General features: G+C 60.2%; 28 protein-coding genes, 1 tRNA gene and 1 pseudogene. 14 read left to right on the forward strand and 16 right to left on the reverse strand.

Translation table 11 applies throughout. The annotated features are described in order from the left end of the window. From CAY82_RS21320 to CAY82_RS21335, 4 genes are all read right to left on the reverse strand, one after another. Positions 1-885 carry a LysR substrate-binding domain-containing protein gene (locus tag CAY82_RS21320; protein WP_087502939.1) on the reverse strand — a complete coding sequence of 295 codons (885 nt, stop codon included), beginning with the start codon at positions 883-885 and terminating at the stop codon, positions 1-3. 37 nt (positions 886-922) lie between these two features. Next, positions 923-2,371 (reverse strand): amino acid permease, encoded by a 1,449-nt coding sequence (locus CAY82_RS21325; RefSeq protein ID WP_170931114.1) that lies wholly within the window; start codon positions 2,369-2,371, stop codon positions 923-925. Positions 2,372-2,514: 143 nt separating this feature from the next. After that, positions 2,515-3,786: a cystathionine gamma-synthase family protein gene (locus CAY82_RS21330; RefSeq protein WP_087502941.1), complete on the reverse strand. Its 1,272-nt coding sequence runs from the start codon at positions 3,784-3,786 to the stop codon at positions 2,515-2,517. A gap of 170 nt (positions 3,787-3,956) precedes the next feature. Further along, a complete protein-coding gene (locus CAY82_RS21335) occupies positions 3,957-4,841 on the reverse strand; it encodes a homocysteine S-methyltransferase family protein (RefSeq protein WP_170931115.1) in 885 nt (294 codons plus the stop codon). A 119-nt stretch (positions 4,842-4,960) separates the two neighbouring features. On the opposite strand from CAY82_RS21335, the gene CAY82_RS21340 reads away from it, so the two are divergent. Both CAY82_RS21340 and CAY82_RS21345 read left to right on the forward strand, forming a co-directional pair. Beyond that, complete coding sequence (locus tag CAY82_RS21340) at positions 4,961-5,782, forward strand: ABC transporter substrate-binding protein (RefSeq protein WP_087502964.1); 822 nt, start codon at positions 4,961-4,963, stop codon at positions 5,780-5,782. Further along, entirely contained in the window at positions 5,779-6,600 is an 822-nt protein-coding gene (locus CAY82_RS21345) for an amino acid ABC transporter permease (RefSeq protein ID WP_087502943.1), read from the forward strand. The genes CAY82_RS21340 and CAY82_RS21345 overlap by 4 nt, the downstream gene beginning before the upstream one ends. Positions 6,601-6,714: 114 nt before the next feature. Here CAY82_RS21345 and CAY82_RS21350 read toward each other — a convergent pair whose 3' ends face one another. Then, positions 6,715-7,644, reverse strand: coding sequence for a malate dehydrogenase (locus tag CAY82_RS21350; RefSeq protein WP_087502944.1), 930 nt, complete (start codon positions 7,642-7,644; stop codon positions 6,715-6,717). A gap of 268 nt (positions 7,645-7,912) precedes the next feature. Between CAY82_RS21350 and CAY82_RS21355 the strand changes: the two genes are divergently transcribed. The 3 genes from CAY82_RS21355 to CAY82_RS21365 are packed head-to-tail and all read left to right on the forward strand — an operon-like array spanning position 7,913 to position 9,971. Continuing rightward, positions 7,913-8,560, forward strand: coding sequence for a hypothetical protein (locus CAY82_RS21355; RefSeq protein WP_087502945.1), 648 nt, complete (start codon positions 7,913-7,915; stop codon positions 8,558-8,560). Beyond that, on the forward strand, positions 8,557-9,264 hold the full coding sequence (locus tag CAY82_RS21360) for a hypothetical protein (RefSeq protein ID WP_087502946.1): 708 nt from the start codon (positions 8,557-8,559) through the stop codon (positions 9,262-9,264). The genes CAY82_RS21355 and CAY82_RS21360 overlap by 4 nt, the downstream gene beginning before the upstream one ends. After that, a complete protein-coding gene (locus tag CAY82_RS21365; protein ID WP_087502947.1) occupies positions 9,264-9,971 on the forward strand; it encodes a PP2C family serine/threonine-protein phosphatase in 708 nt (235 codons plus the stop codon). The genes CAY82_RS21360 and CAY82_RS21365 overlap by 1 nt, the downstream gene beginning before the upstream one ends. A 2-nt stretch (positions 9,972-9,973) precedes the next feature. Here the strand turns inward: CAY82_RS21365 and CAY82_RS27140 are convergent. Further along, positions 9,974-10,234, reverse strand: a pseudogene (locus CAY82_RS27140) (hypothetical protein). Positions 10,235-10,378: 144 nt separating this feature from the next. Then, positions 10,379-11,269, reverse strand: coding sequence for a LysR substrate-binding domain-containing protein (locus tag CAY82_RS21375; protein WP_087502948.1), 891 nt, complete (start codon positions 11,267-11,269; stop codon positions 10,379-10,381). A 109-nt stretch (positions 11,270-11,378) separates the two neighbouring features. On the opposite strand from CAY82_RS21375, the gene CAY82_RS21380 reads away from it, so the two are divergent. Further along, positions 11,379-12,917, forward strand: a complete 1,539-nt coding sequence (locus CAY82_RS21380) for an MFS transporter (RefSeq protein WP_087502949.1) — start codon at positions 11,379-11,381, stop codon at positions 12,915-12,917. Positions 12,918-12,955: 38 nt separating this feature from the next. On the opposite strand, the gene CAY82_RS21385 is transcribed toward CAY82_RS21380, so the two are convergent. From CAY82_RS21385 to CAY82_RS21420, 8 genes are all read right to left on the reverse strand, one after another. Then, a complete protein-coding gene (locus CAY82_RS21385) occupies positions 12,956-13,183 on the reverse strand; it encodes a hypothetical protein (protein WP_087502950.1) in 228 nt (75 codons plus the stop codon). 612 nt (positions 13,184-13,795) lie between these two features. Further along, positions 13,796-14,239, reverse strand: coding sequence for a GFA family protein (locus CAY82_RS21390; RefSeq protein WP_087502951.1), 444 nt, complete (start codon positions 14,237-14,239; stop codon positions 13,796-13,798). Positions 14,240-14,547: 308 nt separating this feature from the next. Further along, entirely contained in the window at positions 14,548-14,913 is a 366-nt protein-coding gene (locus tag CAY82_RS21395; RefSeq protein WP_087502952.1) for a hypothetical protein, read from the reverse strand. After that, on the reverse strand, positions 14,910-15,887 hold the full coding sequence (locus tag CAY82_RS21400) for a hypothetical protein (RefSeq protein ID WP_087502953.1): 978 nt from the start codon (positions 15,885-15,887) through the stop codon (positions 14,910-14,912). The genes CAY82_RS21395 and CAY82_RS21400 overlap by 4 nt, the downstream gene beginning before the upstream one ends. 9 nt (positions 15,888-15,896) lie before the next feature. Further along, entirely contained in the window at positions 15,897-16,385 is a 489-nt protein-coding gene (locus CAY82_RS21405; protein WP_087502954.1) for a type VI secretion system tube protein Hcp, read from the reverse strand. Positions 16,386-16,457: 72 nt separating this feature from the next. Further along, positions 16,458-16,997 carry an IS5 family transposase gene (locus CAY82_RS21410; protein WP_087502955.1) on the reverse strand — a complete coding sequence of 180 codons (540 nt, stop codon included), beginning with the start codon at positions 16,995-16,997 and terminating at the stop codon, positions 16,458-16,460. A gap of 819 nt (positions 16,998-17,816) precedes the next feature. Beyond that, positions 17,817-17,892 (reverse strand) — tRNA-Thr (locus tag CAY82_RS21415). 71 nt (positions 17,893-17,963) lie between these two features. After that, positions 17,964-18,374, reverse strand: a complete 411-nt coding sequence (locus CAY82_RS21420) for a pilin (protein ID WP_087502956.1) — start codon at positions 18,372-18,374, stop codon at positions 17,964-17,966. A 216-nt stretch (positions 18,375-18,590) separates the two neighbouring features. On the opposite strand from CAY82_RS21420, the gene CAY82_RS21425 reads away from it, so the two are divergent. Genes CAY82_RS21425 through yacG form a run of 4 tightly spaced genes read left to right on the forward strand, consistent with a single transcriptional unit; the run spans position 18,591 to position 21,488 of the window. Continuing rightward, complete coding sequence (locus CAY82_RS21425) at positions 18,591-19,799, forward strand: type II secretion system F family protein (RefSeq protein ID WP_087502957.1); 1,209 nt, start codon at positions 18,591-18,593, stop codon at positions 19,797-19,799. Positions 19,800-19,801: 2 nt separating this feature from the next. Then, positions 19,802-20,668, forward strand: a complete 867-nt coding sequence (locus CAY82_RS21430) for an A24 family peptidase (RefSeq protein ID WP_087502958.1) — start codon at positions 19,802-19,804, stop codon at positions 20,666-20,668. After that, the gene (coaE, locus tag CAY82_RS21435) at positions 20,668-21,291 is read left to right on the forward strand and encodes a dephospho-CoA kinase (protein ID WP_087502959.1); all 624 of its coding nucleotides are present in this window, start codon (positions 20,668-20,670) and stop codon (positions 21,289-21,291) included. Before CAY82_RS21430 ends, coaE begins: the two co-directional genes overlap by 1 nt. Then, positions 21,288-21,488 (forward strand): DNA gyrase inhibitor YacG, encoded by a 201-nt coding sequence (yacG, locus tag CAY82_RS21440; RefSeq protein ID WP_063911152.1) that lies wholly within the window; start codon positions 21,288-21,290, stop codon positions 21,486-21,488. The genes coaE and yacG overlap by 4 nt, the downstream gene beginning before the upstream one ends. A 135-nt stretch (positions 21,489-21,623) precedes the next feature. Here yacG and CAY82_RS21445 read toward each other — a convergent pair whose 3' ends face one another. Continuing rightward, positions 21,624-22,307 carry an energy-coupling factor ABC transporter permease gene (locus CAY82_RS21445; protein WP_087502960.1) on the reverse strand — a complete coding sequence of 228 codons (684 nt, stop codon included), beginning with the start codon at positions 22,305-22,307 and terminating at the stop codon, positions 21,624-21,626. A gap of 110 nt (positions 22,308-22,417) precedes the next feature. On the opposite strand from CAY82_RS21445, the gene CAY82_RS21450 reads away from it, so the two are divergent. The 4 genes from CAY82_RS21450 to CAY82_RS21465 all read left to right on the forward strand — a co-directional run bounded on the left by CAY82_RS21450 (position 22,418) and on the right by CAY82_RS21465 (position 25,221). Further along, entirely contained in the window at positions 22,418-22,849 is a 432-nt protein-coding gene (locus CAY82_RS21450) for a hypothetical protein (RefSeq protein ID WP_087502961.1), read from the forward strand. Positions 22,850-22,904: 55 nt separating this feature from the next. After that, entirely contained in the window at positions 22,905-23,534 is a 630-nt protein-coding gene (locus tag CAY82_RS21455) for a DUF1780 domain-containing protein (protein WP_013970766.1), read from the forward strand. A 133-nt stretch (positions 23,535-23,667) separates the two neighbouring features. After that, positions 23,668-23,841: a DUF3094 family protein gene (locus CAY82_RS21460; protein WP_013970765.1), complete on the forward strand. Its 174-nt coding sequence runs from the start codon at positions 23,668-23,670 to the stop codon at positions 23,839-23,841. 84 nt (positions 23,842-23,925) lie between these two features. Beyond that, on the forward strand, positions 23,926-25,221 hold the full coding sequence (locus CAY82_RS21465; protein ID WP_046616201.1) for an NAD(P)/FAD-dependent oxidoreductase: 1,296 nt from the start codon (positions 23,926-23,928) through the stop codon (positions 25,219-25,221). Positions 25,222-25,356: the final 135 nt, after the last annotated feature.

The raw sequence follows: 25,356 nt of genomic DNA on the forward strand, positions 1-25,356 counted from the left end.
TTAACGGTGGGCCATCGCCACCAACCAGTGGCTGAAGGCCTGGGCATCCGTGGACAAGGCCTCACCCAGGCCACGTACCAGGTAAAACGACTCGCTCGCCTCGATGCGCTGGGCAAAAGGCGCCACCAGCCGCCCCTCCTGCAGCAAGTCCTCGACCAGCGACGAGCGCGCCAGCGCCACCCCAAGCCCCAGTTCCGCCATGCGCAAGGTCGCCACCAGGGTGTCGAACTGCAGGCCGCTGGAGGAGTCGACCTGGTCGGCGCCAACCCGCTCCAGCCAATAACCCCACCCCTCCTCGTAACCCAGCACATGCAGCAACGGGACGCGGGCCAGGTCGCGCGGCTCGCGCAGCGGGGAGCCGGCGATCAGCGCAGGCGAGCAGACTGGCACCAGCAGGTCGCGGGTCAGGCGCTGCGCCTCCACACCAGGCCACTGGCCGCTGCCCCAGCGGATCTCAAGGTCATCCTCGGCATCCAGTTCCTTGACCCACAGGTTGCTGATGTAGCGGATGTCCACCTGCGGGTGCGAACGGCGAAAACCGGCCAGTCGGGGCGCCAGCCAGAAGTGCAGGAACGACAGGCTGCCGCGCACTTTCAGGGGCCGACGCTGGCGTTGCCCGAAAATTTCATTGGTGCCTACCGCCAGTCGACTTATCGCATCCTGCACCACCGGCAGGTAGGACTGACCTTCTTCAGTCAACCCCAGCCCCCGGGGCAGGCGCTTGAACAGCGCTACCCCCAACTGGCTCTCCAGATGGCGGATCTGCTGGCTCACGGCCCCTTGGGTGAGGTGCAGTTCCTCGGCTGCATGGGTGAAGTTCAGGTAACGCGCCGACACTTCGAAGGCTCTGAGCCAGTTCAAGGGGGGCAAGGTTTTCTGGGTCATCGGCGGTTTCTCGTGGCAACGTTCCGGTGGCCTAGTATCACCCTGCTCTGGCGGCCTCGGAACCTGGCGCGACGACGTCCAGCGAGCCTGCTCGGTGGCTGCGGAACTTGCACGTCAACCAATAGGCCAGGTAGCACCAGGCAATGAAGGGCAAGCCGAAGTACAGGGCAACGCGCTGGGCAGGGTCGAAGGCAATACCAACGCAGGCCAACACGCAGCAGACGATGGCTGCCAGCGGGACGAACGGGTAGCCGCGTACCCGGAACTTGAGGTCTTCAAGCTTGCCGCCATTGGCAATGTAATGGCGACGGAAAGCCATCTGGCTGGCGGCGATGCTGATCCACACCACGACCACCGCCAACCCGGAAATGGACACCAACGCCAGGTAGATGGTGTCGGGGGCAAACACACTGCTCAGTAGTGAAGCCATGCCACCCGCCATGCTCAGGACGATGGCATTGAACGGCGTGCCACGACGCGACAGTGCCGCATACCGGCGGGGCATGTTGCCTTGGTCGCTGAGGGTCCACAGCATGCGCGCCGCAGCATAAAGCCCGGAATTGGCCGCCGACAGCAGCGCAGTGATGATGACGAAGTTCATGATGTCCGCCGCATAGGGGATACCTATCATGGCAAAGACCATCACGAACGGGCTTTCAACCACTCCGGCCTGTTCACGCGGCAACAAGGTAGCCAATACAAAGATGGTGCCGACGAAGAACAGCGCCAGGCGCAGAACCGTGGTACGGATGGCCTTGGGTACGTTCTTTTCCGGGTTGCGGGTTTCGCCGGCGGCGATGCCGATCAGCTCGGTGCCCGAGAACGCGAAGGCCACTGCCAGCAGGGTCATGGCGATCGACCAGAAGCCCGTCGGGAACAGCCCTTCGCGGGTGAAGTTGCCCAGCCCGACACTGTGCGCCTGGGTAATTTCGAAAACACCCAGAATCGCGCCGCCGCCCACCACCAGGAAGGCAATCACCGCCAGCACCTTGATCAATGACAACCAGAATTCGGTTTCGGCGAACGACCGCACCGAAATGATATTGCTGATGAACACCGCAAACCCGAACAGCGCACTCCATATCCACACCGGCGTATCGGGGAACCAGCGCACCATCAGGATACCGGCGGCGGTGAACTCCGAGCCGATGGCCACGGTCCAGGTCAGCCAGTACATCCAGGCCACCATGTAGCCTGTACCGGGCCCGAGGTAACGCGTGGCGTAGCTGCTGAACGAACCGACTTCCGGCATCTGTACCGCCAGTTCGCCAAGGCACATCATCACCAGGTAGACCATGATCGCGCCGAGGATATAGGCGATGACCGCCCCCAGCGGCCCCGCCTGGTTGACGGTGTAGCCCGACGTCAGGAACAGGCCGGTACCGATGACACCGCCCAGCGCCAGCATGACGATATGGCGGGTTTGCATATCCTGCTTGAAGCTATGCGTCGAAGCATTTCTCGTTGTCGTTGTCTGCAGGGACATTGTGGTTTACTCATGAAAGTTGGCGGGCAAGGACGTTGCAACGACCTCGTCTTGGCAGAGCGAAGCGAATTGCCTTGCATATTGTTTTTGTTCGACTTCATGAAGTGGCACCCACCGCAAGGAGCGGGTGCTACGCGCCTGTCTCAGGCCTGTGCTTCGGCCAGGCAGGCGTCTTCGTCACCGTGCAATTCCTTTGCTGCGGCCAACTCCTGGCGTACCGATGCACAGGCCTGTGCCAGGTCTGCCAGCAGGTCCTCGGTGTCTTCAATGCCTACCGAAATGCGCACTAGCCCTTCGGAAATGCCCAGGGCCAGCCGTTCTTCGAGGGTGTTTTCCACATGGCTGGTGGTACGCGCCGGGCCATAGATGGTCTCGACCGCGCCCAGGTTGCCCGCCCGATGGGCGTACTTCAGGCGCGGCAGCAAACGCGCCACGGTTGGCATGCCGCCCTTGAGCACGAAGCTGACGATGGCGCCGAAGCCACGCATCTGCGCCTTGGCGATCGCATGGCCCGCGTGCTGGGGCAACCCGGGGTAGTTGACCGCTTCAACCAGCGGCTCGGTGGTCAGGTAATGCGCCAGTGCCTGGGCACTGGCCTGTTGCTGACGCACGCGCAGGGCCAGGGTCTTGATACCACGGATAATCAGGTAGGCAGAAAACGGGTCCAGCGCCGCACCGTTGATCTCGCGGTAATGGCGTACCTGCGCCATCAACGACTCGGCACCGCACACCACCCCGCCCAACACGTCACCGTGCCCGGACAGGAACTTGGTCGCGCTGTGCACCACCACATCCACGCCCAGGGCCAACGGGTTCTGGTTCAACGGCGTGGCGAAGGTATTATCGGCTACCACCACGGCACCGGCCTGCCGGGCAGCAGCGCTCAGGCGCTGGATGTCCAGTACTTTCAGGGTGGGGTTGGTAGGGGTTTCCAGATACAGCAGGTCACAGCCTGCGGCGATCTCGCGTTCCAGCGCCTCGGTGTCGAGGGTGTCGCACAGGCAGACTTGCACGCCCATGCGAGGCAGGAATTCTTCAAAAATCTTGTTGGTGCCGCCGTAACTGTCGCGGGTCGACACCACACGCTTGCCGCTGCTGAGGAAGGTATGCAGCACGGCACTGATGGCAGCCATGCCGCTGCTGAACGCCACCGCCGACTCTGACTGTTCCAGTTCGCACAGCTTCGCTTCCAGCGTGGCGACCGTAGGGTTGCTCATACGGCTGTAGATGTAGCCCGGCAATTTGCCCAGGGCCACGTCGTACCAGGCATCGATATCGTTATAGCCGTAGGCGGCGCTGACCACGATCGGGGTCTGGGTGGCGTTATACGGGTGCTGGACCTGCTCCCCGCTCCACACCACACGCGTTCCGATGCCGATCGCTGCATTGCCCTCGACTTTTTCGTTGTTGTTCATATCCGGTTCCCGCACGACTGAGTTATGTACACCGATCCAGAATCGGCCTTCAGTGGACTATAGGGACATGGCGAGGGACTGAAAAACGATGGAATCCGGGTCTGAGTGGCGTTTTTTTTAATGGCTGGAGACCGGGCGCTCGCAGAAGCCGCCCAGTCTCCCTTCGGGTCTCACGCCAAATTGCGTTTCAGCTCAGCGATGTGCTCAGGGCCGATGCCACAGCAACCGCCGACCATGCTGGCCCCACGCTTGCGCCAGTCATTGGCCCATACCAGGTAACCAGGCGGGTCGAGGTCTTCACGCAGCTCGTCAAGGCCATCATTGGCGGTGGCTTCCTTCGGCTGCGGCGGGAAAGCGTTGGCATAGGCACCGATGGCAATGTCGGCGTTGTGTCGCGCAATCACCGAGCGCGCCACATCGATTGCAGCGCCAATGACTTCGGGCTGACTGCAGTTGAACATTACAGCGGCCACACCCAGGCCAACCACGGCCTCGATGGCATCGGCCACCGTCTCGCCGGAGCGCAGGCGAGGTACGACATCGACCTCTTCGTCCTGCAAGGTGAACGAGACCCAGAACGGCTTGCCGTCTGCCGGCAAGTGGGCGTGGATGGCCCGCACCTCGGCAACCGAGCTCTGGGTTTCTGCCAGCCACAAATCGACATGGGGAGCCAGGCCTTCCAGCAGTGGGGACAGCACCTCCTCGACCCGCTCGGGCTGGAACAGGTCCGGGCGATAGGAGCCGAACAGCGGCGGCAACGAACCGGCCACCCTGACCGGGTGCGCACCGGTATCGGCGGCATGACGCGCCAACTGGCCTGCGATATTGGCCAGTTGTCGCCCCTCCTTGGCAAAACGTTCCTCGCCGATGTGGAACGGCACCACCGCATAGCTGTTGCTGGTGATCACCTGCGCACCGGCGGCAATGAACGCTGCGTGCACGCCTACCACCGCCTCGGGCGCCTCGCTCAGCGCCAACGCCGACCACTCGGGCTGGCGAAACGGCGCCCCACTGCGCTGCAACTCACGGCCCATGCCACCGTCAAGAATCACCATCGCTCGTTGTTTCATATAACTTCTCTAAAGGTTCTTATGAATAAAATTCATTATGTCCAGGGCATATATAACTATTAAATACCCTACCACTCAATTTGCCCAATAAATCAGGTATGTACATGCGATTTTCTACTGTGCTCAGTGCGGGCCTCGTGTTTCTAGCAACTGCTTCCCAGGCCTTTGCCGGCGCCACGCTGGAGCGGGTTGAATCGCGAAAGGAACTGGTCAACGTGTTGATGGAAAGCTACCCACCGTTTTCTTTCCTCAATGACCAGAACCAACTGGACGGTTTCGACGTGGATGTCGCCAAGGCAGTTGCGGATAAACTGGGCGTCAAGCTGCGCCTGGAAACGCCATCGTGGGACGTGATCGCCGCTGGCCGCTGGAGCGGCCGCTACGACATCTGCATCTGCTCGATGACCCCCAGCAAGGCCCGCGCCGAAGTGTTCGACTTCCCGGTGAAGTACTACGCATCGCCTGCGGTGATCGTGGTCAATGCCAAGGATGAGCGTATCCATGGTGCCAAGGACCTGGAAGGCCGCAAGGTGGGTTTGACCAGTGCATCGAGCTATGAAAGCTACCTGAACAAGAACCTGGTCATCGAAGGCGACGAAGACAAGAAGATCGAATACCCCTTCGACTTCGTGCAGATTGCGCCTTACGACACCGACAACGTCGCCTTCCAGGACCTTGGCCTGGGCGCCGGCGTACGCCTGGACGCAATCCTCACCAACCTGGTGACCGCGCAGCCGCGCCTGGACCAGGACAAGCGCTTCAAGCTGGCCGGCGCCCCGCTGTATGAAGAGCCGAACTCGGTGGCCATCGAGAAAGGTGACCCCGAGTGGGATGCCAAGGTGCGCCAGGTGTTTGCCGAATTGAAGGCCGATGGCACCCTGGCCAAGCTGTCGCAGAAATGGATTGGCGCCGATATCAGCAAATGAGCACCTTCCCCCCATCCCCCAAGCCCGTGATCAAGCCCACGGGCGCCGGCCTGTTCGGCTTTCGCACCCGGTTACTGCTGACCTGGCTGGCGCTGTTCGGCCTGTTCGTCGCGTTTTTCCTCAGCTTCGACCTGAAGTTCTCGATCATCCTGGAGAAATTTCCGAACCTCGCCGGCTTCAAGCTGGGGCCCAACGGCTTTCTGCAAGGCGCAGCGCTGACCCTGTTCCTGTGCCTGTGTTCGATGGTGGTATCGGTGCTGTTCGGCTTTGCCGCCGCGCTGGCGCGGTTGTCGAACAGCGCGGTGCTGGTGGGTGTCGCCAGCTTCTATACCTCGTTCTTCCGCGGCACACCGCTGCTGATCCAGATTCTGCTGATCTACCTGGGGCTGCCGCAGCTGGGCCTGGTGCCGGGCGCCATCAGCGCCGGCATCATCGCCTTGTCACTGAACTACGGGGCCTACCTGAGCGAAATCTTCCGCGCCGGCATCCTCGGCGTCGCGCGCGGGCAACGTGAAGCGGCACTGGCCCTGGGCATGCGCACGCCGCAGATCTTCTGGCATATCGTCCTGCCCCAGGCCATGCGGGTAATCATTCCGCCTACGGCCAACCAGTTCATCTCGATGCTGAAAGATTCATCGCTGATATCGGTAATGGGGGTGTGGGAAGTGATGTTCCTGGCGCAGTCGTACGGGCGGTCGAGCTATCGGTACCTGGAGATGCTGACCACGGCGGCGGTGATCTACTGGGTGCTGTCGATCCTGCTGGAGCTGGTGCAGGCGCGGCTGGAGCGGCATTTTGGCAAGGCCTATCAACGCTAGGGGCCAGGCTGAGTTGGCAAGGACACTGTGGGAGCGGCTTTAGCCGCGAACACCGGCACAGCCGGTGCCAGGCACCGCGTTGGATTCTTCGCGGCTAAAGCTGCTCCCACAGCGTCACAGCGCCTTCATTTCAGCAATGTCCCGCGCCACCTGATCAGCCGATTGATCGAACATCGCCTGCTCCTGCGCATCCAGCGGCAATTCGATTACCCGCGCCAGCCCCTCTTCTGCCAGTACGCAGGGCACCCCCATGGCGATATCCGTGCGCCCGTACTCGCCCTCCAGAATCGCCACCGCCGGCAAGATGCGGTTTCGCCCGTTGGCGATCGCATCGACCATCTGCGCAATCGCCACGCCCGGCGCATCGCAGGCGCTGCCCAGCTTCTTCAACCCCAGAATCTCACCGCCACCCTTGCGCGTGCGCTCCACGATCTGCTCGATCTGCTCACTGGACAGGAAGTGCGACAGCGGCACCGAGCCGATCTGGCAGTAGCGCATCAGCGGCACCATGCTGTCGCCATGCCCGCCCAGTACCAGCGCCGTGATATCCCGGGCGGAAAACCCGGTTTGCTCGGCGATGAAGCACTTCATACGTGCGGTATCCAGCACACCCGCCTGGCCGAACACCTTGTTGCGCCCCTGCCCGCTGAGGCTCCAGGCACGATAGGTGAGCACATCGACCGGGTTCGACACCACCAGCACCGTCGCGGTTGGTGCATGCTGCTTGATGTCGGCCATGATGCCGTCGAGGATTGGCAGGTTGATACTCAATACATCCTGACGCGACTGCCCAGGCTTGCGCGGCACGCCTGCGGTGATGACCACCAGTTCAGAGCCGTCCAGCATTTCAGCCTTGGCCCCGCCGTGAACCCGGGTATCGGAACCCGACTCGACTGCCGCTTGCCACACATCCAGCGCCTTTCCTTGCGCCATCTCGCCCTGCACATCCATCAACACCAGCTCACGGCACAGCTCTTCCCGAGCGATGATCTGCGCCGCCGCCTCGCCGACCATGCCGGCACCCACGATTGTTAGTTTGTTCACCAGACACCTCCCAGCGGCGCGCGCCACCAGGAACACGCCTGCAATACACAGAAGTATTGACCGCTGAGGGGAAAAGGCCACTCGAAGGCAAATGTATGCGTCCCCTGGAGCCGCGAGCTATCGGAAACACGGGCGAAGCTCGTGCCATCCGCCGCAGGGTCCGCGCCTCCAATTCCCAAAAAATTCATTTCACTGCTTGCACTGCAGCAGTCAGCGTGTTCTCTTTGTCCCATGTCCCGGGACTAGGGACAAATAGGTGAAACATTATATGAAAGGTCAAGACATAGGCTTATTACTCAAGCTAGTTTGCCTCCACCGGCATGAGTCGCATGGAAAGGCTGTGAGGGCGTGGCCGCACGACTGGAAAGACTGGGAGGAGGAAAGCGATGACCACATCCCGCGCTACCAGGGGCAGCCAGATTTTTTTGAGGAGGGCACCCCACATTTCTCTTCCTACACCGCCCGAGCACTGGAGCTACAAACGGGCATCAGCAAGACCCAGATCAACATCTCCTTGAAGCATTGCACGCAACTTGGCTTGGTCAAAGCTGACCGCAAATCGGGCGTGCCTAGAGCGAACACCAAGGCCCTTTTTGAGTTCATCGTTTACGGTCTGAAGTATGTTTTTCCGGCTCGAGCCGGAGAGCTGACTCGTGGCATTGCAACCGGCTTTGCAGCGCCAGTTCTGGACAAGAGCTTGATTAGCGCTGGTGAGCATGTGCCGGTCTGGTCATATGCCCGTGGCAATACCATGGGAATGAAGATCGATCCGCTGTTCAAGACCGCAGCAGATGCCGCTCGAAGAGATCCGGAAATGTACGCCCTGCTAGCACTGGTCGATGCCATACGGCTGGGACAGCCCCGCGAACGAAACCTTGCGGCAGAACTGCTGCAGGATCGCCTGGAGTTGCCATGAGCGTTTTCAGTACCCTTCGAAGCATGCTATGCGAGGTTGCCAAAGCATTAGGGCCCGAACTTCGCCAGCAGATGACCTTTGTTGGTGGCTGCACCACGGGCTTGCTACTGACGGACGCTTTCACCCGGGAGCAAGTACGCAGTACCGACGATGTTGACCTGATCGTGCATGTCATGGGCCCCATAGGCTTCGCCCGTCTGCAGGAGACGCTCAGCGCGCGCGGTTTCCGGGTCAGCCCACAAGAAGATGTCGATGACTTCCCCATCTGCGCGATGAAACTTGGCGATCTTCGCGTCGATTTCATGCCGGACGACGATTCCCTTGGATTCAGCAACCGCTGGTACAAAGACGCAATGGCCTCTTCTACGGCCTATGACCTAGAGGAGGAAGTTACTATCAACCTGGTCAACCCCGTGTACTTCATGGCCACCAAACTGGAAGCCTGGAAAGGGCGCGGACAGGGGGATGCCCTGTCCAGCCGTGACATAGAAGATATCCTCAACTTGATTGACGGGCGCCCGGAGCTAGCAGACGAAATCGAATCTGCCTCTATCGAAGTACGCGACTACATCAGCCAGGAGATTGGTCAGCTACTGACTGACAGGAACTTTGAATATGCAGTCAACGCCCAGGCCAGAGGCGATGCGGATCGCGAAGGTCTGCTGTTCGAACGGTTAGAAACCCTGGCAGGAGTGAACCGCTGATGCAGATTGGCTGGCTCAGTCGCCAGGGCAAGGCACGGCTCAGCAACAACGATGCAGCAGCTTTCGGGCGCAATGGTGACTACGTGTTGGCCATTCTCGTGGATGCTGCCGAAAGAGGCGACGGACAAGGCCTCGCCCGACACTGGTCCCGTACCGTGGTCGACGTTGCAGTTGGAGAGGCCCAGCAACTGAGCCCCGAAGGGCTGGTCAGCATCATGCGTGCCGAACAGCAACGCTTGCGACAAGATTACCTACACGCCATCGCCAGCTATTGCTGCGTACTCATCGACCTTCAGCAGCAATTGATCCATGTTGGGCATGTTGGCGATTGCCTGGTGGGACTCCAGCGACCCGGCATGCCCATCAACTGGGTGAACAGGCCGCACAATCTGCAGGAACAGGCGATCTGGCCGGGGGAGATCTCGGGGATTAACGAATCACGGCATCTGCTGACCCGCTCACTGAACGCAAGGCGCTTTTGCATTCCGGACTGGCAGATGACACAACTCCCATGGGATGGACGGCTGCTGCTATGCAGTGACGGGTACTGGCATGAACATCTACATTCGGGTATCGAACTGCAGAGCGTCAACGATGACGCTAGCATGCTAAGCCTGAAATATGGTGAGCCAGCCATTGAACTACAGGCGGACTGCGACAATTTCCGGGAATGCATTCAGGGCGCAGTGACTACTACTTCGGCCTGACCCTATATGCTGGCCTGCGGTAGAACGGGGGCCCCCTCACAAGCACAACGCATACCTGAAAACTGCGCCATCCCTCCACATTGCTCACTGGCCAAACGGCTGATGATCCGGATCGCCTGATGGATACCGGCAGTGTTGCGAAAGCTCAGTCGCAGGTTGCGTTCGCATTCCAGCAGTTCGTCGTGCTGGACCAGGGCTTCGCCTAGCTATTCGAGGGTCCAGGCGTAGCTTTGGATGGTGGATAGGCATTCATCGCCAGTCATGGGGCACCTCCATTGGCACGGAGACGGTTCCAAGAGTACGAAAGGACTGCGCGTTTCGTAGGAAGATGGCTACACACCGATTGGCAGCCATACGGAACCAAAGGGCTCACAAAGCGAACACGGGGTGTTACCGCGCCGGGCCATTTATTCCTTGAACAAACGCTCAGCGATGAAGTCGACGAACACACGGATCTTCGGCGACAGGTGGCGGCTCGATTGCCACAGTGCCCAGAACTGGCCTTGGTCGGACGTATGCGCATCAAGCAGGCTTTCCAGTGCGCCAGTCCTCACCGATTCACGTACCAGAAAGTCCGGCATGTAGGCGATGCCATGGCCGTCCACCGCAGCCATCAGCATCGCCTCCATGTTGTTAAGCGTCAGCACCGTGGGTAAGCGCAACTGGGTAATCTCGGGATCGGCGCCGAGGCTCCAGTCCATGATCTTGCCGGTCGTGACGAAGCGATAGCGCAGGCAGTCGTGTCGCTCCAGGTCGGCTAGCGTCTGGGGTCGCCCCTTGCGTGCCAGGTAGGTAGGCGCTGCGCACAGGACAAAGCGGAACGGCCCGAGCTTGCGCGACATCAATTTTGAATCGGCCAGCCCACCACTGCGGATCACTACATCGAAGCCATCGTCGATCAGGTCGACCAGGTGGTCGTTGAAGTCCATTTCCAGTTCGATTTCAGGGTATGCCTTGCGAAAAGCCGGCATCAGCGGCAGCAGAAAACGGTAGCCGATGGTCGGGAGGCTGACCCGCAAGCGACCACGCGGGGCCTGTATCGCATGGGACAGCATGGCCTCCGCATCCTGGAGGTCGTCGAGAATACGCCGGCAGCGCTCGTAGAACAGCTGGCCTTCCGCCGTCAGGCTGACCTTGCGCGTACTGCGCTGGAACAGCCGCACCTTCAACGAACTCTCCAGGCGGGCAACGTTCTTGCCGACCGCCGATGCGGAAATACCCATCGCCCGCGCCGCGCTGACGAAGCTCAACGACTCGGCGGTTTTCACGAAGGCGAGGATGCCGTTCAGGCTTTCCATGGCATTACTTCCTTTTTGTCCATTATGAGTGGAGTTTCAGCCTGTTTATCCAGCATTGCGGCCACTATAGATTTAACGCACACGGAGCTACAACAGGAGGGATAGCGCAATGGATCAGGCTACTGATCACACCCCGCACGCGGGCCGTTACCATGTTCTGGCAGCCATCTGCCTGGCCGCCCTGGTGCTGCCGCTGAGTTTCACCGGTGGCGCCGTGGCCACGCCTGCCATCGGCAAGGCCTTCGATGCCGAGCCGTCCTCGCTTACCTGGATCACCAACGCCTTCATGCTCAGTTTCGGCAGCCTGTTGATGGCAGCCGGAACCCTGTCGGACATTTACGGGCGAAAGCGCCTGTTCACGCTGGGCCTGGCCCTGTTCGTCATCGTCAGCATCCTGCTGGCGAGCGTCCACAGCATCGTCTGGCTTGATGCCCTGCGGGCGGTGCAGGGCGTTGCCGCCGCCGCTGCCCTGGCCAGCGGTTCCGCCGCCTTGGCCCAAGAGTTCGAGGACCAGGCCCGCACGCGCGCGTTCAGCCTGCTTGGTACCACCTTCGGCCTGGGCCTGGCGTTCGGGCCGATGGTCAGCGGCCTGTTGATCGAACAGTTCGGCTGGCGCTCGATCTTCGTCAGCACCGCGGCCCTTGCTGCGATCTCGCTGCTGGTGGCGTTGTCACGGATGCGCGAAAGTTTTAACCCCGAAGCGCCCAAGCTGGACTTGCCCGGTGTGCTTGCCTTCTCGGCCATGCTCGCATTGTTTACCACTGCGATCATCCTGGGGCCCCAGGCAGGCTGGCGCTCCCCGCTGATACTGGGCCTGTTCGGCGGCGCGGCACTGAGCTTGCTGGCGTTCGTGACCATCGAGCTGCGCGCCAGGCAGCCGATGCTCGAACTGAGCCTGCTGAAATACCCGCGCTTCGTCGGGGTGCAGATTCTGCCGATCGGTACCTGTTATTGCTACATCGTGCTGATCGTACTGCTTCCGTTCCGCTTGATCGGCGTAGAAGGCATCGCCCCGATGCACAGCGGCCTGATCATGCTGGCACTGTCGGCGCCGATGCTGGTGGTCCCGCTGCTGGCCGCCTGGTTGACCCGCTGGGTAAGTGCTGGCGTGCTGTCGGCTGCAGGCTTCCTGGTGGCGGCCGCTGGGTTGTACCTGTTGGCCCATGCCGCTATTGGCGATTACCAGCAACTGGTGCTGGCAATGCTGGTGATTGGTATCGGCACCGGTTTCCCTTGGGGCCTGATGGACGGGCTGGCGGTTAGCGTGATCCCCAAAGAGCAGGCAGGCATGGCCGCCGGCATCTTCAACACCACCCGCGTGGCGGGCGAAGGTGTCGCCCTGGCGATCACCATCGCCCTGCTCACCGCGTTGGTAGGTAACAGTCTTGGGCGCGTACTACCTGCCGGCGATTACAGCGAACTGGCGCAGCGCCTGGTGATGGGCAACCTGGGCCAGGTTCAGGGCGTCGATCCGTTGCTGCTGCAGGCCGCGTATCTGGACGGCTTCGGCACCCTGGTGCTGGTGCTGATCGGGTTCACCGTGTTATCGGCTGGTGCGGCGTTCTTCTTGCTTGGTCAAGACGAGCAGGCAAGGCGTGCCAAAGCGCCTCACAGTAGCCTGCCAGCCTCCGATTCGGTGCGGGGCTGACGACGGCATGGCGATTACACGCAACAACGGGATCTTGCCTAATGCTCAGGGGCCTGGACGTTTCGCTCCATCACCTTCCCACACTGCTCACTGGCCAGACGGCTGATGATCCGGATCGCCTGATGGATACCGGCCGTGTTACGAAAACTCAGGTGGGGGTTGTGTTCGCATTCCAGCATTTCGTCGTGCTGGACCAGGGCTTCGCCTAGCAGTTCGAGGGTCCAGGCGTAGCTTTGGATGGTGGATAGGCGTTCTTGGTCAGTCATGGCGTGCCTCCCTTGTTGCAGAGACAGAGCGAGATTGACTGGAGGTGAGATTGCCGAGGGTTGTCGAGGAACGACGGTGGAGAACGGATGCGAGGATCTGTAACGGATTTTCGGTGGTCATGCATGAGTTCCTTTCGTGATGGAACTGCCACCGCTCGCGGCCAAGCAAGTTAAGGTGGCAGCAGTACGCGGGTTGGCCGACCGGGACGAAAGGAGCCCGGCACACCCGAAGGTGTCCCGCGCACCACCGCCATAACGCGACATCGCGGGCACAAAAAAGCGCCTGCGATGAAGACTGGGCGCTGATGCGCCTTTCGATTCCGACCGGCCAAGGTCGCATCACCGATGCTTCGGCGACGAGAGGACTTTATTCCCGAGAGACTGTTTTCGCAAGTTTCCAAGAGTAGGAAAGGACTATGCGTTTCGTAGGAAGATGGCCATCAGGGGGCCTTTAGCAGAGGGCCAGCCGCAATGATGATGTCTGGCCCGCCGTTCATGCATTTGCGAGTTAGGATTAGCGTTGATGCCATGGCTAACGGCGACGCTGGAAATAGGTCTTGGAATGTATGGTATCCACCCAGATCTCGGCGCGATGTCCGCGTAGAATCGGAATCAATCATGGTTGCTTTCATATCGTAGCCATCCAGCAGTCACTGAGCCTCCGCCTGCGCGGTCTTTTGGATGGGTCCGCCCTTCACTGACAGGCACTTCCGGGAAGTCAAATGGGCTCATGCCTTCAATACAGGCAACGTTGACCCCGTATTGATCCGGTGAGGAGCGGCGTTGGTGGAAGGTGTAGATGCCGCATTTCGAGCAGAAGTAGTGCTTTGCAACACGTGTGTTGAACTGATAAAGGGTGAGCGCCTCATGCCCTTGGGTGACAGTGATGTCGCCTAAGTTGGCTGATACCGCCACTGCTCCCCGCATACGGCAGAGCGAGCAGTTGCACCGGCGCGCTGTACGCAAACCATCGGTCAAGCGAAGTGAAAAACGCACCGTTCCACAATGGCAGGCTGCATGGTAAACAGGACGATCATCGTGTTTTTCATCAGTCATACCGTTTCTCTTGTCGTGTCAGAGGAAACAAAGCAGTTGCTCTGCGGCGAAAGCCAAATGCCAGTCACCCATTATCTTGAAACCCGTACAATCGGAAGTGAAAAAACGCTGACTATTCACTCGGCCGGGAAGCTGGGCTGAAGGTGGCCTGATCGGCCGAAAGCAGAAAACGGAAGAAACAAAAATGCCTACACAAGAAAGGCATTTTTGGAGGGGCCGAACGCAGGAAATGATTGAAATAGGCCAGTTAGGACGAGGCTATCTATCTGGCCATTGTGCCGATAAAGCTCATGTCAGTCAGTTAAATTTCAACGATATACATAATGGAAAATAGTTAGCGCAATGAGCAGCACGATGTGGATGCCTAACATGCTCACCAATAATCGTCTCATGTTAGGTGGAAAACGTTTAACTTCATTAAGGTCAATTAACCCCCTGCGCAAAAAGATCGTCGGCATGGCCAGCATCATAGAGATCAACCCCGTACGCATGACTTTGCCCAGCAACCCTGCATGTTGGAATGTTTTTTTATTGCCGGTAACGAACGTACAATTCGTAAGAAACGACTCAAAGCGCTCAGTGTATCTATGTGCGATGTAACACTGCACGATCATGGCCAGAATTATGGGCGCAAGGATCAACAGCGCAATCAATCCAGGGTCAACTGCATTCACTCCGTTACCTCACGATATAAAAAATCACCCACCATCTCGCCTCCCCCGCTCCCGATGTCACCGAAGATTTTACCGCCTACTGCACCGCCTACGACAGCACAAGCCAGCGCTCCTGGACCGCCTGTACTAACCCCCAGAACGACTGCGCAAGCACCAGTCCCTGCCATACCTCCCACATACCCCCCGAGACTGCCGCCTCCCAGGCTACCTATCAAAGCCGAGCTTTCAACATATTTGGCGCGGCGGCACTGCTCCTCCCGGCCCATCGTGCAAGCTTTATGAATCGACAAGCCTGTGGCCGCTACATCCAGCGCAGTACCGATATACGTGCCTTTCTTGACCAGACTGGAGGCTCTGGCAACGCCAGACACCTTATCGGCATAGCCGGCGATCTCAACTGTGTGGAGATAGCTGCGGGTCGAGATATTCAATGCCTGTTTGATCTTACCCTGATTACGTAACCCTGATCCGTACGCGGCCACGCTCCCCAACTGAGTTTCGAGCTTCATGAATAAAGTGGTGCGCTTGGCGTAAAACGCGTCTCGAGCATTAAGGGTGCCAGAGCCTAAGTAATCACGGTGTAGTTGCTCAATATCCTCAAGCGTGGCCTTGATATTCTCAAGATGCCTGCTCCAGCCGTCACCGACTGTCCCAACCCCCATTGAAGCGTTGGCGAGTACACTTTGCAGCAAGTCAAAGTGTTCCAAGAAGAAATCATCCGCATCCACCCCACTGGTCAGCAGTCCGGCATGCACCTGTGCAGCCTTGGCCATCAGGAACGCTTCGTGGCTGGTACAAGAGGGTGTGCCGGAGTCTCCGACGATCACCAGCTCCCCGCCTAGGACAACGCTATTGGCAATATGCGCATTCAGGACATCGAATTTGCCTCGGGCGTGTCCAGATACCGGAGTGCTGGCTTTCAAAGATTGGTAGGACTGGGTTCTGGGATTAACGAAGGTTCGCGCCTCACTCATCGACTTACCTCACGCATACTTCTTATTGTTGATCCGGTCCCAGCCCCCCGTCACATTTCCTCCAGCGCTACCGTCGGCTCGCTTCTGTCGTGTATAGGTCGTCTTGATGCGTCCGTAGTTCAACTGAACGACCTCGATAGGAACGCCTGAACCGGCATTCTGCGAGTAGTCGGCAATGATCACTTCTTCCAGGACAATTTCGTAGTACTTGAGCTTGTCTGTGCCTGCCCGGCAAAGCGCGAGCTTCACTTCTTTGAGATGTTCACCCGCACAGCTTGCCTCCAGCAGCTTGCAGCTGGCGGAGTCGAGAAACTTGGTGAAGGTGAAATTAGACAGGGTTGTACGTCCTGAAGTCGCACCGCCAGCTGAGCTGGCGGTGGCAGATGTGCTTTGGTTGACGGCGAAGTTGTAGCTGTTGATCTCGATCCAATTGGTGTAATGCTCATCCAGCGCTTCGCCAGCAATACCATCAATTTGAATGTAGGCGTCAAAAGCCATACTTACCTCTCCTTGGTAATGGTGGGGTGAATCCTGATGGGAGCATATGACACCTGTAGCAGCGAAATGTTCCTAGGCTCTGTACGAAAAGAGATGTCGCAAACACCGCATGGAACAAGCCAGAGAGACCATGGCGGCATAGCTTTTCGCGAGCTTGTCGAAGCGTGTCACGATGCGACGGTTCTCTTTCAGCCAGCCAAACATGCGCTCGATGATATTGCGCTGTCGGTATTTGGGCCGATCAAACAGTCTGGGTAAGCCTGGCTTGGGCCCTGCACCAGAAGAGGCTCGGGTTGCGCGTACAGCGGTTGAGTCGATCATCCAGGTTTGCAAGTCGATCAAGCCTTGCTCATTCAATCTCAGATGCAAGCGTTTGAGCATCTGATCGAACGTGCCCTGGTTTCGCCAACCCCGGAACCGCTGATAGACCGTTGACCATGGACCGAAGCGTTCCGGCATGTCTCGCCACGCAGCGCCTGAACAGAGCACCCAGAGCACGCCATCGAGCATCAGCCGGTCGTTCAGGCGTGGCCTCCCTCGGCCATGAGTTTCGATGAAGAGATCGGAGACCACATCCCAGGCCTCGTCCGAGAGTTCGTAACGCTTTGCCATCACAGAATTCCTTTCCGTCGATGGCGTGGGACTCTACAAAAACTCAGCGTTCGAGGGGCGGCGATTGGGTTTCTCGGGATTTCGTACAGAGCCTAAGGAAGCACTCAGGGTAATCCCGTCACGCAAGGTGACTTGGGCGTACCCTTACGTTTGGCGGCACTGGGCTTACGGTTGGTACTCGGCATCACATAGCCGAGGTGAGTGCGCGCCCCTGGCTGCGTACAGCGGCTGAAGCGGGGTAGGTCGCATAAACCTTCGTAGTATCGTAAAGCAGCTTTTTCTATATGGGCATCAATGCTTTCAATTTCCTGCGCCATTAAGGCAATAATTAAGCCTTGGCGACACTACTGCTCCATTGCAGAATTCAAAGCACTTGCATTGTTTTTTTGTGTGCTCAAGCTTGGCCAGCTTCGTAGTGAATGGCACCGGCTTCGCCGGTGTTCGCGGGTGAACCCGCTCCCACAGGGTATTGCAGTGTGTCTGCCGGCTATGTGATGACCAGGCTGGGCCAGCAGCTGGAGATCGTGATGGAAAGCTTGGCCATCTGAAAATATCTCTAACCGTTGAAAGCACTATCTTAAAAAATTTCGCCAAACACCCCGAAAACACTGGGCGAAAGCCAAATGCCAGCCACCCATTATCTAGAAACCCGTGCAATCGTAAGTGAAAATCCGCGGCCCATTCACTCAGGCGAAGCGGTGGGCTGAAGGTAGCCTGATCGGCCAAAAGCAGAATGAGGCAGAAACAAAAATGCCCGCACAAGGCGGGCATTTCTGGAGGGGCCGAAACCAGGAAAACCTGCATCGTGCCAACAAGATCTGGTGCCGGAGACAGGAATCGAACCTGCGACCTTCGCGTTACGAGTGCGCTGCTCTACCGACTGAGCTACACCGGCGTGTAGCGCAACGTACCACTGCTCGCACCCGTTACGCAAACCCCTGTTTCCCCTGACTTATTGCCCTACCCTCAAGGCGCCTTGCACCCCTTCGGCGCCAGGTCTTCCTCGATGTCGGTCGTACACGCCCACCCGGTAGCCGAACGCGTCAGGGTCAGTGCCTTGCCCAGCACAGTGGCCGGCGCATCTACCAGCGTGCAAACGATGCTCCCAGTGCCATCCGCCGCCTTGCCGCTAGCCGTGATCGCACAGTGCGCCGTCGCCGGCTGGCCACCCAGCGCGGCCACATCCGGCACATCCTTCCCGTCATTCAACCGCAGGTCCATCGCCGTCTTCAGCGCGCTGATCTCCAGCAACCCGGCAGCAGCCTTGGAGCGTGACTGGTGGTTGGTGTACATCGGTAAGGCGATGGTCGCCAGAATGCCGATGATCGCGACGACGATCATCAGTTCGATCAGGGTGATACCGCGTTGCCCTTTCATGAACGTTTTCCTTTTTGATACGCGTACTCGTTGAGGTCAGGCTCGACCCCGGCTGGCAGCGGCGCAGTAGGCCTGAACAGACACCTTTTGTCACCCCTGCCCGCTTGGGCGTCGGCTTCGCTGAACTACTCTAGTGAGCATCACGGACGCGCGCCCTTGCATGGACGCGGCAAGCTGTTTCCAGGCTTGTCGCATGGGCAGAAAAAGGACCTTTGCATGACTTCATCCACACTCCTCTACACCTGGCACGGCACCGACGCCAACGGTATGCCGGTCAGCGGCCAAACACCCGGGCGCAGCCCGGCCTATGTGCGCGCCGGGCTGATCCGTCAGGGCATCACGGTGGCCAGTCTGCGGCCTGCCGGCGGGCTTGCATTCAGTTTGCCGAAACGGCGGGAAAAGGCCGATCCGGCGGGGTTCAGTCGGCAGCTGGCGACCTTGCTCAAGGCCGGGGTGCCGCTGCTGCAGGCATTCGAGGTGATGGGGCGCAGTGGCTGCAATACGGCGCAGGCGGCATTGCTGGATAGATTGAAACAGGATGTGGCCTCAGGCCTGGGGCTGGCGGATGCGTTGCAGCGCCACTCGGGCTGGTTCGATGCCTTGTACTGCAACCTGGTGCGGGTGGGTGAGCAGTCCGGCACGCTCGACCGGCAGCTTGAACAGTTGGCAAGCATGCTGGAGCAGCGTCGGGTGCTGCACAAGAAAGTGCGCAAGGCGATGATCTACCCGTTGCTGCTGTTGCTGACGGGGTTGGGGGTGTCGGCGATCCTGTTGCTGGAGGTGATTCCGAAATTCGAGGGCATGTTCTCTGGCATGGGCGTGGCGTTGCCGGCATTTACCCAATGGGTGATCGACTTGTCCACAGGGCTGAGCCGGTTCGCGCCGCTGTTGCTGATGATGGGCTTGGTACTGGGTTTTGCCATGCGCCAGCTCTATCGGCAGCACGCGCCAGCGCGCCTGTGGATATCTCGCCGGGTGCTGGGCTTGCCGGTGTTCGGCAAGCTGCTGGGGCAGGCAGCGCTGGCGCGGTTTGCACGCAGCCTGGCAACCTCCTACGCCGCCGGGGTGCCGTTGCTGGATGCGCTGGGCACGGTGGCCAGGGTCAGTGGTGGCGACCTGCATGAGCAGGCGGTGTTGCGGCTGCGCCAGGGCATGGCCAATGGGCAGGGGCTGCACCAGGCGATGGCCGCTGAGCCGCTGTTTCCGCCGTTGCTGGTGCAACTGACAGCTATCGGTGAATCCAGCGGCACGCTGGACCAGATGCTGAAAAAAGCCGCCAGCCATTACGAGGAACAGGTCAGCCAGGCGCTGGACCAGTTGACCAGCCTGCTGGAGCCGGCCATCGTGCTGGTCCTGGGCCTGCTGGTGGGTGGCCTGGTGGTGGCGATGTACCTACCGATCTTCCAGTTGGGTAGCTTGATCTGAACATGACTTTATGGACTTTACTGGCTGAGCAGCCGGCGTACTTCCTCACCTTGGCCACGGTGCTCGGCCTGCTGGTGGGCAGTTTTCTCAACGTGCTGGTGTACCGCCTGCCAATCATGCTGGAGCAGCAGTGGCAGCGTGAAGCGCAGGAAATACTGGAGTTGCCGATCACGCCGCACGAGCGTTTCAACCTGTGGCTACCTGCCTCGCGCTGCCCGCATTGCGCGCATCGGATTCGCGCGTGGGAAAACATTCCGGTCATCAGCTACCTGGCCTTGCGTGGGCGTTGCTCAGCCTGCAAAACCCGCATCAGCCCGCGCTATCCGTTGGTGGAAGTAGCCAGCGCGTTGCTGTCGCTGGTGGTGGCCTGGCGCTTTGGCGCTTCGCTCGAGGCCTTGCTGGCACTGCCGCTGACCTGGTGCCTGCTGGCCCTGAGCCTGATCGATGCCGAGCACCAGTTGCTGCCGGATGTACTGGTGCTGCCGATGCTGTGGCTGGGGCTGATCGTCAACGCCTTCGGCCTCTATATCCCGCTGACCAGTGCGCTGTGGGGCGCGGTGGCCGGATACCTCAGCCTGTGGACGGTGTACTGGCTGTTCAAGCTGGTTACCGGTAAGGAAGGCATGGGCTATGGCGACTTCAAGCTGATGGCGCTGATCGGGGCCTGGGGTGGCTGGCAGGTGTTGCCGTTGACTCTGCTGCTGTCGTCGGTGGTGGGGGCGCTGGCTGGGCTGTGCCTGCTGCGTCTGCGCCGGCATGCCATGGGCACGGCGATCCCGTTCGGCCCTTATCTGGCGATTGCGGGGTGGATTGCCGTGCTCTGGGGTGATGAAATATACGCCTCATACACACAACTGCTTGGATTCTGATGACCACTGCGGCCTTTACCCCCTGGATTCTCGGCCTTACCGGCGGCATTGGTAGCGGCAAGAGCGCCGCTGCCGAGCGTTTCGTCGAGCTTGGCGTGCACCTGGTCGATGCCGACCAGGCGGCGCGCTGGGTGGTCGAGCCTGGCCGCCCGGCCCTGGCCAGCATCGTCGAGCGCTTCGGCGCTAGCGTGCTGCAGGCGGATGGCCAACTCGATCGTGCCGCCCTGCGCCAGCTGATCTTCGCCGACCCAGCGCAGCGCAAATGGCTGGAACAATTGCTGCACCCGCTGATCGGGCAGGAAATTTTCAGCTACCTGGCCAAGGCGCAGTCGCCCTATGCGGTGTATGTGTCGCCGCTGCTGATCGAGTCGGGGCAGTACCAGAAAACCCAGCGGGTGCTGGTGATCGATGCGCCGCAGGAACTGCAGGTGGCGCGTACCCTGGCGCGTGACAACACCAGTGCCGAGCAGGTGCAGGCCATTCTCAAGGCCCAGCTGGCCCGCGAGGAGCGCCTGCGCCATGCCGATGATGTGGTGGTCAATGACGGCGACCTGGCCGCGCTGCATGAGCAGATTGACCGCCTGCACCACTTTTACCTGACCTTACGAGGAGGCCAGCCATGAGCCAGCCATTGACCGTCGATTGCCCGACCTGTGGCGCACCTGTGGAATGGCACGAGAAAAGCCCGTTCCGGCCGTTCTGTTCGGACCGTTGCAAGCTGATCGACCTGGGGGCCTGGGCGGCGGAGGAGCACAAGATTCCGGGGGCGGAAGACTCCGAGGATGAACTGTATTCGGGTGACCTGGAGCCGCGGCATTGAGCCGATAGCCAGGTGTTCTTCAGGGCCCTTTCGCGGGTGAACCCGCTCCCACAGAGACCTCACGGCTTTCAAGGCTGGTGCAGCACCTGTGGGAGCGGGTTTACCCGCGAAAGGGCCAGTACAGCCGCCACAAAATCACCGCTCATCCTCCTTCCACGGCGCCTGCAGATACCGCGTGCGGTTGAAGGTTTCCAGCCACTCCGGGCAAAACACTACCAGCGCACTGATCACCGTGCCGTTGATGAATGCTTCGGGGAACATCATCAGCCACAGGTAGCCGACAAAATCGCTGAGCCACTCCGGCATGGCGAAGCGCCCGTCCAGCCACAACAGCCCCAGCCCGACCGACAGGCAGGCCAGCACCGTCAAGGCTGCCGGAAAGAACCCTGAACAGAAGATATACACAAACAGGTTCCGCGGCTGGGCGCGCTCGACCGCTATCGCGCACACCTCGGCAATCAGCACCGGCAGGCCAACCAGCAACAAACCATTCAACCCCAGCGCCGCGAGGTCCTGGCGCCCCAGCACCAGCAAGCCAAGCTGGGCCATGAACCCACCCAGCACCGCCAGTGGCCAGTCCAGCAACAGCGTGACCGCCGTCATGCCAATGAAGTGGTACGACACCCCGGTATCGAAATCGCGCCTCACCAGCCACAGCGCAAACAGGCAAAACACCGTGCCAAACAGCAGATGCTGGCGGCGCCGGTCAGTGAACAGCTCAACCCAGCGCACCCGGCTGACCGCCCAGATCAGCAACGGCACATAACCCAGCCAGCCAAGCGTAAGGGTGGTGCCGGACAACACCTGCGCGCTGATCACCTGATGAATACCCCTTGCTACCTTGTGGATAAAAACGAGTCTACACCCATTCTCCCTTCCCTTCGGCTGCGGTAGGCTGGCACCCCCACTCGATGCAGGAAGCATTGCTCATGCCGGAAGGAATCAACCTCGCCCTGCTGCTGGCAGCAGCACTCAACGCCATCATCGGCGTGCTTCACCTGGCCATTATCGCTGTCGGGCCGCGCTGGTACCGTTTGTTCGGGGCCGGCGAGCGCATGGCCGTCGCCGCCGAAAAGGGCCACTGGTACCCGGGGCTGATCACTGCAGCCATCGCCTGCGTGCTGCTGGCCTGGTCGGCCTATGCGCTGTCGGCTGCCGGGGTCATCGGGCGGCTGCCCTTGCTGCTGCCGGCCATCTGCCTGATCACCTTGGTGTATCTGGTGCGTGGCCTGCTGGGGCCTATATTGCTGGCGGGCACCGGGCGCTCGCGGCGTTTCATCGTGGTCAGTTCGCTGATCTGCCTGGGGTTTGGCCTGGTGCATCTGCTTGGGGTGGTGGAGCAGTGGCCGGTACTGGGCTGATTTCTGCGCACAAACAGCATCTTATCGTCATCGATTAGCGGCTAAGCTTGTCTGCATGGATGACTCCGACTACCTGCGCCTGCTTACCATCCAGGCCGAACAAGCCAATGCCTTTCTCTCCAATGCCCGCAAGTGGGAGCGGGAGCGTTGGGTGTGCCAACGCCTGTTGCAGGGGCTGAACATCCCCTACCGCAGCGAGGACTTCACCCCGGCCGGGCAAGAACCGCCGGACGTGCTTTTCCGCGACGCGGCCTTCGAGGTGTTTTTCGTGCTCGACGAGGGCCGGCGCCTCAATGATGAATGGCGTGAAGAACTGCAGCGCCGGCGCAGTGCGTTTTCCCTGGCGCAACTGGTGCGCCGCGAAGCACGCCCGCGACGCATCAGTGCCACCGAGCTGCTGGGGCGCCTGGCGCCGACCTTGCGCAAGAAGGCGCACAACTACCGGGAACGCGGGCTGGAGCTGAACGAACTGGACATCATTGCCTTCGCCAGCCTCAAGCGCGAAGTGCTCGACCTCAACACCCACTTCCCACCGCCCACCGAATACCTGCGCCAGGGCTGGCGCTCGCTGTCGCTAGTCGGGCCGACGTTTGCCCGGGTGCTGTTCGCCCACCCCGACGCGCCGGATTTCCTGCGCGGCAACCTGGGCCGCAGCATTGTTTTCGACGTGGGCATCAGTCTTTGATCCACTGCAGCGAATGTTTGCGATGGCGTACACTCGGCGCCAGAGATAGAAAGCATTATCATTTGTTTCAAGCGCTTGCGTGAACGCTGTAGCGTTTACGCAGTCACAAACGTCTACCTGACGAGGCCCCACCATGACCAGCCGCCTGAATCCGGAAGATCAGCGTCGTGTCGATGAGTATCTACGAGCCCCCCAGCACCAAGTCGAGCGCAGGCCCTTCCGGCCGTGGCTGCTCCTTGTGCTGGTGGTGGCCGTGACCATCGGGTTGGGTCTCATCAGCCGCCTGCTCAGTGGACTGGTGCTATGAGCTGCTTCGCGCTCGCCCTCCCCTCGTGCAGTTTGCGGCCGGCCCCCGGGGCCACGAATTCCGTAAACCTTATGAGATATCCCCATGACTCATCGCATCGTGATTGTCGGCGGCGGCGCCGGCGGCCTGGAACTGGCGACCCGCCTGGGTAAAAGCCTGGGCAAGCGCAAGCAGGCCGAGATCACCCTGGTCGACGCCAACCTCACGCACATCTGGAAACCGCTGCTGCACGAAGTGGCTGCCGGCTCGCTGAACTCCTCGGAAGACGAACTGAACTACGTGGCCCAGGCCAAGTGGAACCACTTCAACTTCCAGCTGGGGCGCATGAGCGGCCTGGACCGTGAAGGTAAACAGATTCAACTGGCCGCCACCCTCGATGAAGATGGCCGCGAGCTGCTGCCTGCGCGCACCTTGGGCTACGACACCCTGGTCATTGCCGTGGGTTCCAACACCAACGACTTCGGCACCCTGGGCGCGGCACAGCACTGCCTGTTCCTCGATACCCGCAAGCAGGCCGAGCGCTTCCACCAGCAGCTGCTCAACCACTATCTGCGTGCCCATGCCGGTGATGTGGCGAGCGAGAAAATCAGCGTGGCTATCGTCGGCGCCGGCGCCACCGGTGTGGAACTGGCAGCCGAGCTGCACCACGCAGCCCACGAACTGGCGGCCTATGGCCTGGACCGCATCCAGCCCAAGGACATGCACATCACCCTTATCGAGGCGGGCCCGCGCGTCTTGCCGGCGCTGCCAGAGCGCATCAGCGTGCCGGTGCACAAGACCCTGGAAAAACTCGGGGTGAAGGTGATGACCAACGCTGCCGTCAGTGAAGTGACCGAGGATGGCCTGAAAACCAAAGACGGTGAAGTGATCCAGGCCAGCCTGAAGGTGTGGGCAGCGGGTATCCGTGCACCGGGTTTCCTCAAGGACATCGATGGCCTGGAAACCAACCGAATCAACCAGCTGGTGGTGCGCCCTACCCTGCAGACCACTCGCGACGACAATATCTTTGCCTTCGGTGATTGCGCCGCCTGCCCGCAACCGGGTAGCGACCGCAACGTGCCGCCACGTGCCCAGGCTGCGCACCAGCAGGCTTCGATGCTGGCGCAGAGTTTGAAGGCGCGGCTGGAGAACAAGGCGCTGCCGACTTATGAGTACAAGGACTACGGTTCGCTGGTGTCGCTGTCGCGCTTCTCGGCGGTGGGCAACCTGATGGGTAACCTGATGGGCAGCGTGAAGCTGGAGGGCTGGCTGGCGCGGATGTTCTATGTGTCGCTGTACCGGATGCACCAGATGGCGTTGTATGGGTTCTTCCGCACGGCGTTGATGATGCTGGGTAGCAAGATTGGCCGGGGTACCGAGCCGCGCCTGAAATTGCACTGACAGGCACTTGCTCCTACAAGGGGTTGTGTTGCTGTGCGGAGCAGGCAAAAAAAAGGGCATCTCATTGGAGATGCCCTTTTTTTCATGGTGGGTCGTGTAGGATTCGAACCTACGACCAATTGGTTAAAAGCCAAC

The organism is Pseudomonas sp. SID14000 (assembly GCF_002165135.1).
Classification (GTDB): Bacteria; Pseudomonadota; Gammaproteobacteria; order Pseudomonadales; family Pseudomonadaceae; genus Aquipseudomonas.

What these genes read in the sequence shown, in the direction of transcription:
- CAY82_RS21340 (WP_087502964.1), top strand. Translation starts at nt 4,961, where the DNA reads ATGCGATTTTCTACTGTGCTCAGTGCGGGCCTCGTGTTTCTAGCAACT.
- CAY82_RS21390 (WP_087502951.1), bottom strand. Translation starts at nt 14,239, where the DNA reads ATGACTGATGAAAAACACGATGATCGTCCTGTTTACCATGCAGCCTGC.
- CAY82_RS21325 (WP_170931114.1), bottom strand. Translation starts at nt 2,371, where the DNA reads ATGTCCCTGCAGACAACGACAACGAGAAATGCTTCGACGCATAGCTTC.
- CAY82_RS21430 (WP_087502958.1), top strand. Translation starts at nt 19,802, where the DNA reads ATGACTTTATGGACTTTACTGGCTGAGCAGCCGGCGTACTTCCTCACC.
- CAY82_RS21405 (WP_087502954.1), bottom strand. Translation starts at nt 16,385, where the DNA reads ATGGCTTTTGACGCCTACATTCAAATTGATGGTATTGCTGGCGAAGCG.
- CAY82_RS21380 (WP_087502949.1), top strand. Translation starts at nt 11,379, where the DNA reads ATGGATCAGGCTACTGATCACACCCCGCACGCGGGCCGTTACCATGTT.
- CAY82_RS21450 (WP_087502961.1), top strand. Translation starts at nt 22,418, where the DNA reads ATGCCGGAAGGAATCAACCTCGCCCTGCTGCTGGCAGCAGCACTCAAC.
- CAY82_RS21375 (WP_087502948.1), bottom strand. Translation starts at nt 11,269, where the DNA reads ATGGAAAGCCTGAACGGCATCCTCGCCTTCGTGAAAACCGCCGAGTCG.
- CAY82_RS21465 (WP_046616201.1), top strand. Translation starts at nt 23,926, where the DNA reads ATGACTCATCGCATCGTGATTGTCGGCGGCGGCGCCGGCGGCCTGGAA.
- yacG (WP_063911152.1), top strand. Translation starts at nt 21,288, where the DNA reads ATGAGCCAGCCATTGACCGTCGATTGCCCGACCTGTGGCGCACCTGTG.
- CAY82_RS21355 (WP_087502945.1), top strand. Translation starts at nt 7,913, where the DNA reads ATGAAAGGTCAAGACATAGGCTTATTACTCAAGCTAGTTTGCCTCCAC.
- CAY82_RS21460 (WP_013970765.1), top strand. Translation starts at nt 23,668, where the DNA reads ATGACCAGCCGCCTGAATCCGGAAGATCAGCGTCGTGTCGATGAGTAT.
- CAY82_RS21385 (WP_087502950.1), bottom strand. Translation starts at nt 13,183, where the DNA reads ATGACTGACCAAGAACGCCTATCCACCATCCAAAGCTACGCCTGGACC.
- CAY82_RS21410 (WP_087502955.1), bottom strand. Translation starts at nt 16,997, where the DNA reads ATGGCAAAGCGTTACGAACTCTCGGACGAGGCCTGGGATGTGGTCTCC.
- coaE (WP_087502959.1), top strand. Translation starts at nt 20,668, where the DNA reads ATGACCACTGCGGCCTTTACCCCCTGGATTCTCGGCCTTACCGGCGGC.
- CAY82_RS21345 (WP_087502943.1), top strand. Translation starts at nt 5,779, where the DNA reads ATGAGCACCTTCCCCCCATCCCCCAAGCCCGTGATCAAGCCCACGGGC.
- CAY82_RS21455 (WP_013970766.1), top strand. Translation starts at nt 22,905, where the DNA reads ATGGATGACTCCGACTACCTGCGCCTGCTTACCATCCAGGCCGAACAA.
- CAY82_RS21360 (WP_087502946.1), top strand. Translation starts at nt 8,557, where the DNA reads ATGAGCGTTTTCAGTACCCTTCGAAGCATGCTATGCGAGGTTGCCAAA.
- CAY82_RS21330 (WP_087502941.1), bottom strand. Translation starts at nt 3,786, where the DNA reads ATGAACAACAACGAAAAAGTCGAGGGCAATGCAGCGATCGGCATCGGA.
- CAY82_RS21365 (WP_087502947.1), top strand. Translation starts at nt 9,264, where the DNA reads ATGCAGATTGGCTGGCTCAGTCGCCAGGGCAAGGCACGGCTCAGCAAC.
- CAY82_RS21320 (WP_087502939.1), bottom strand. Translation starts at nt 885, where the DNA reads ATGACCCAGAAAACCTTGCCCCCCTTGAACTGGCTCAGAGCCTTCGAA.
- CAY82_RS21335 (WP_170931115.1), bottom strand. Translation starts at nt 4,841, where the DNA reads ATGGTGATTCTTGACGGTGGCATGGGCCGTGAGTTGCAGCGCAGTGGG.
- CAY82_RS21420 (WP_087502956.1), bottom strand. Translation starts at nt 18,374, where the DNA reads ATGAAAGGGCAACGCGGTATCACCCTGATCGAACTGATGATCGTCGTC.
- CAY82_RS21400 (WP_087502953.1), bottom strand. Translation starts at nt 15,887, where the DNA reads ATGAGTGAGGCGCGAACCTTCGTTAATCCCAGAACCCAGTCCTACCAA.
- CAY82_RS21425 (WP_087502957.1), top strand. Translation starts at nt 18,591, where the DNA reads ATGACTTCATCCACACTCCTCTACACCTGGCACGGCACCGACGCCAAC.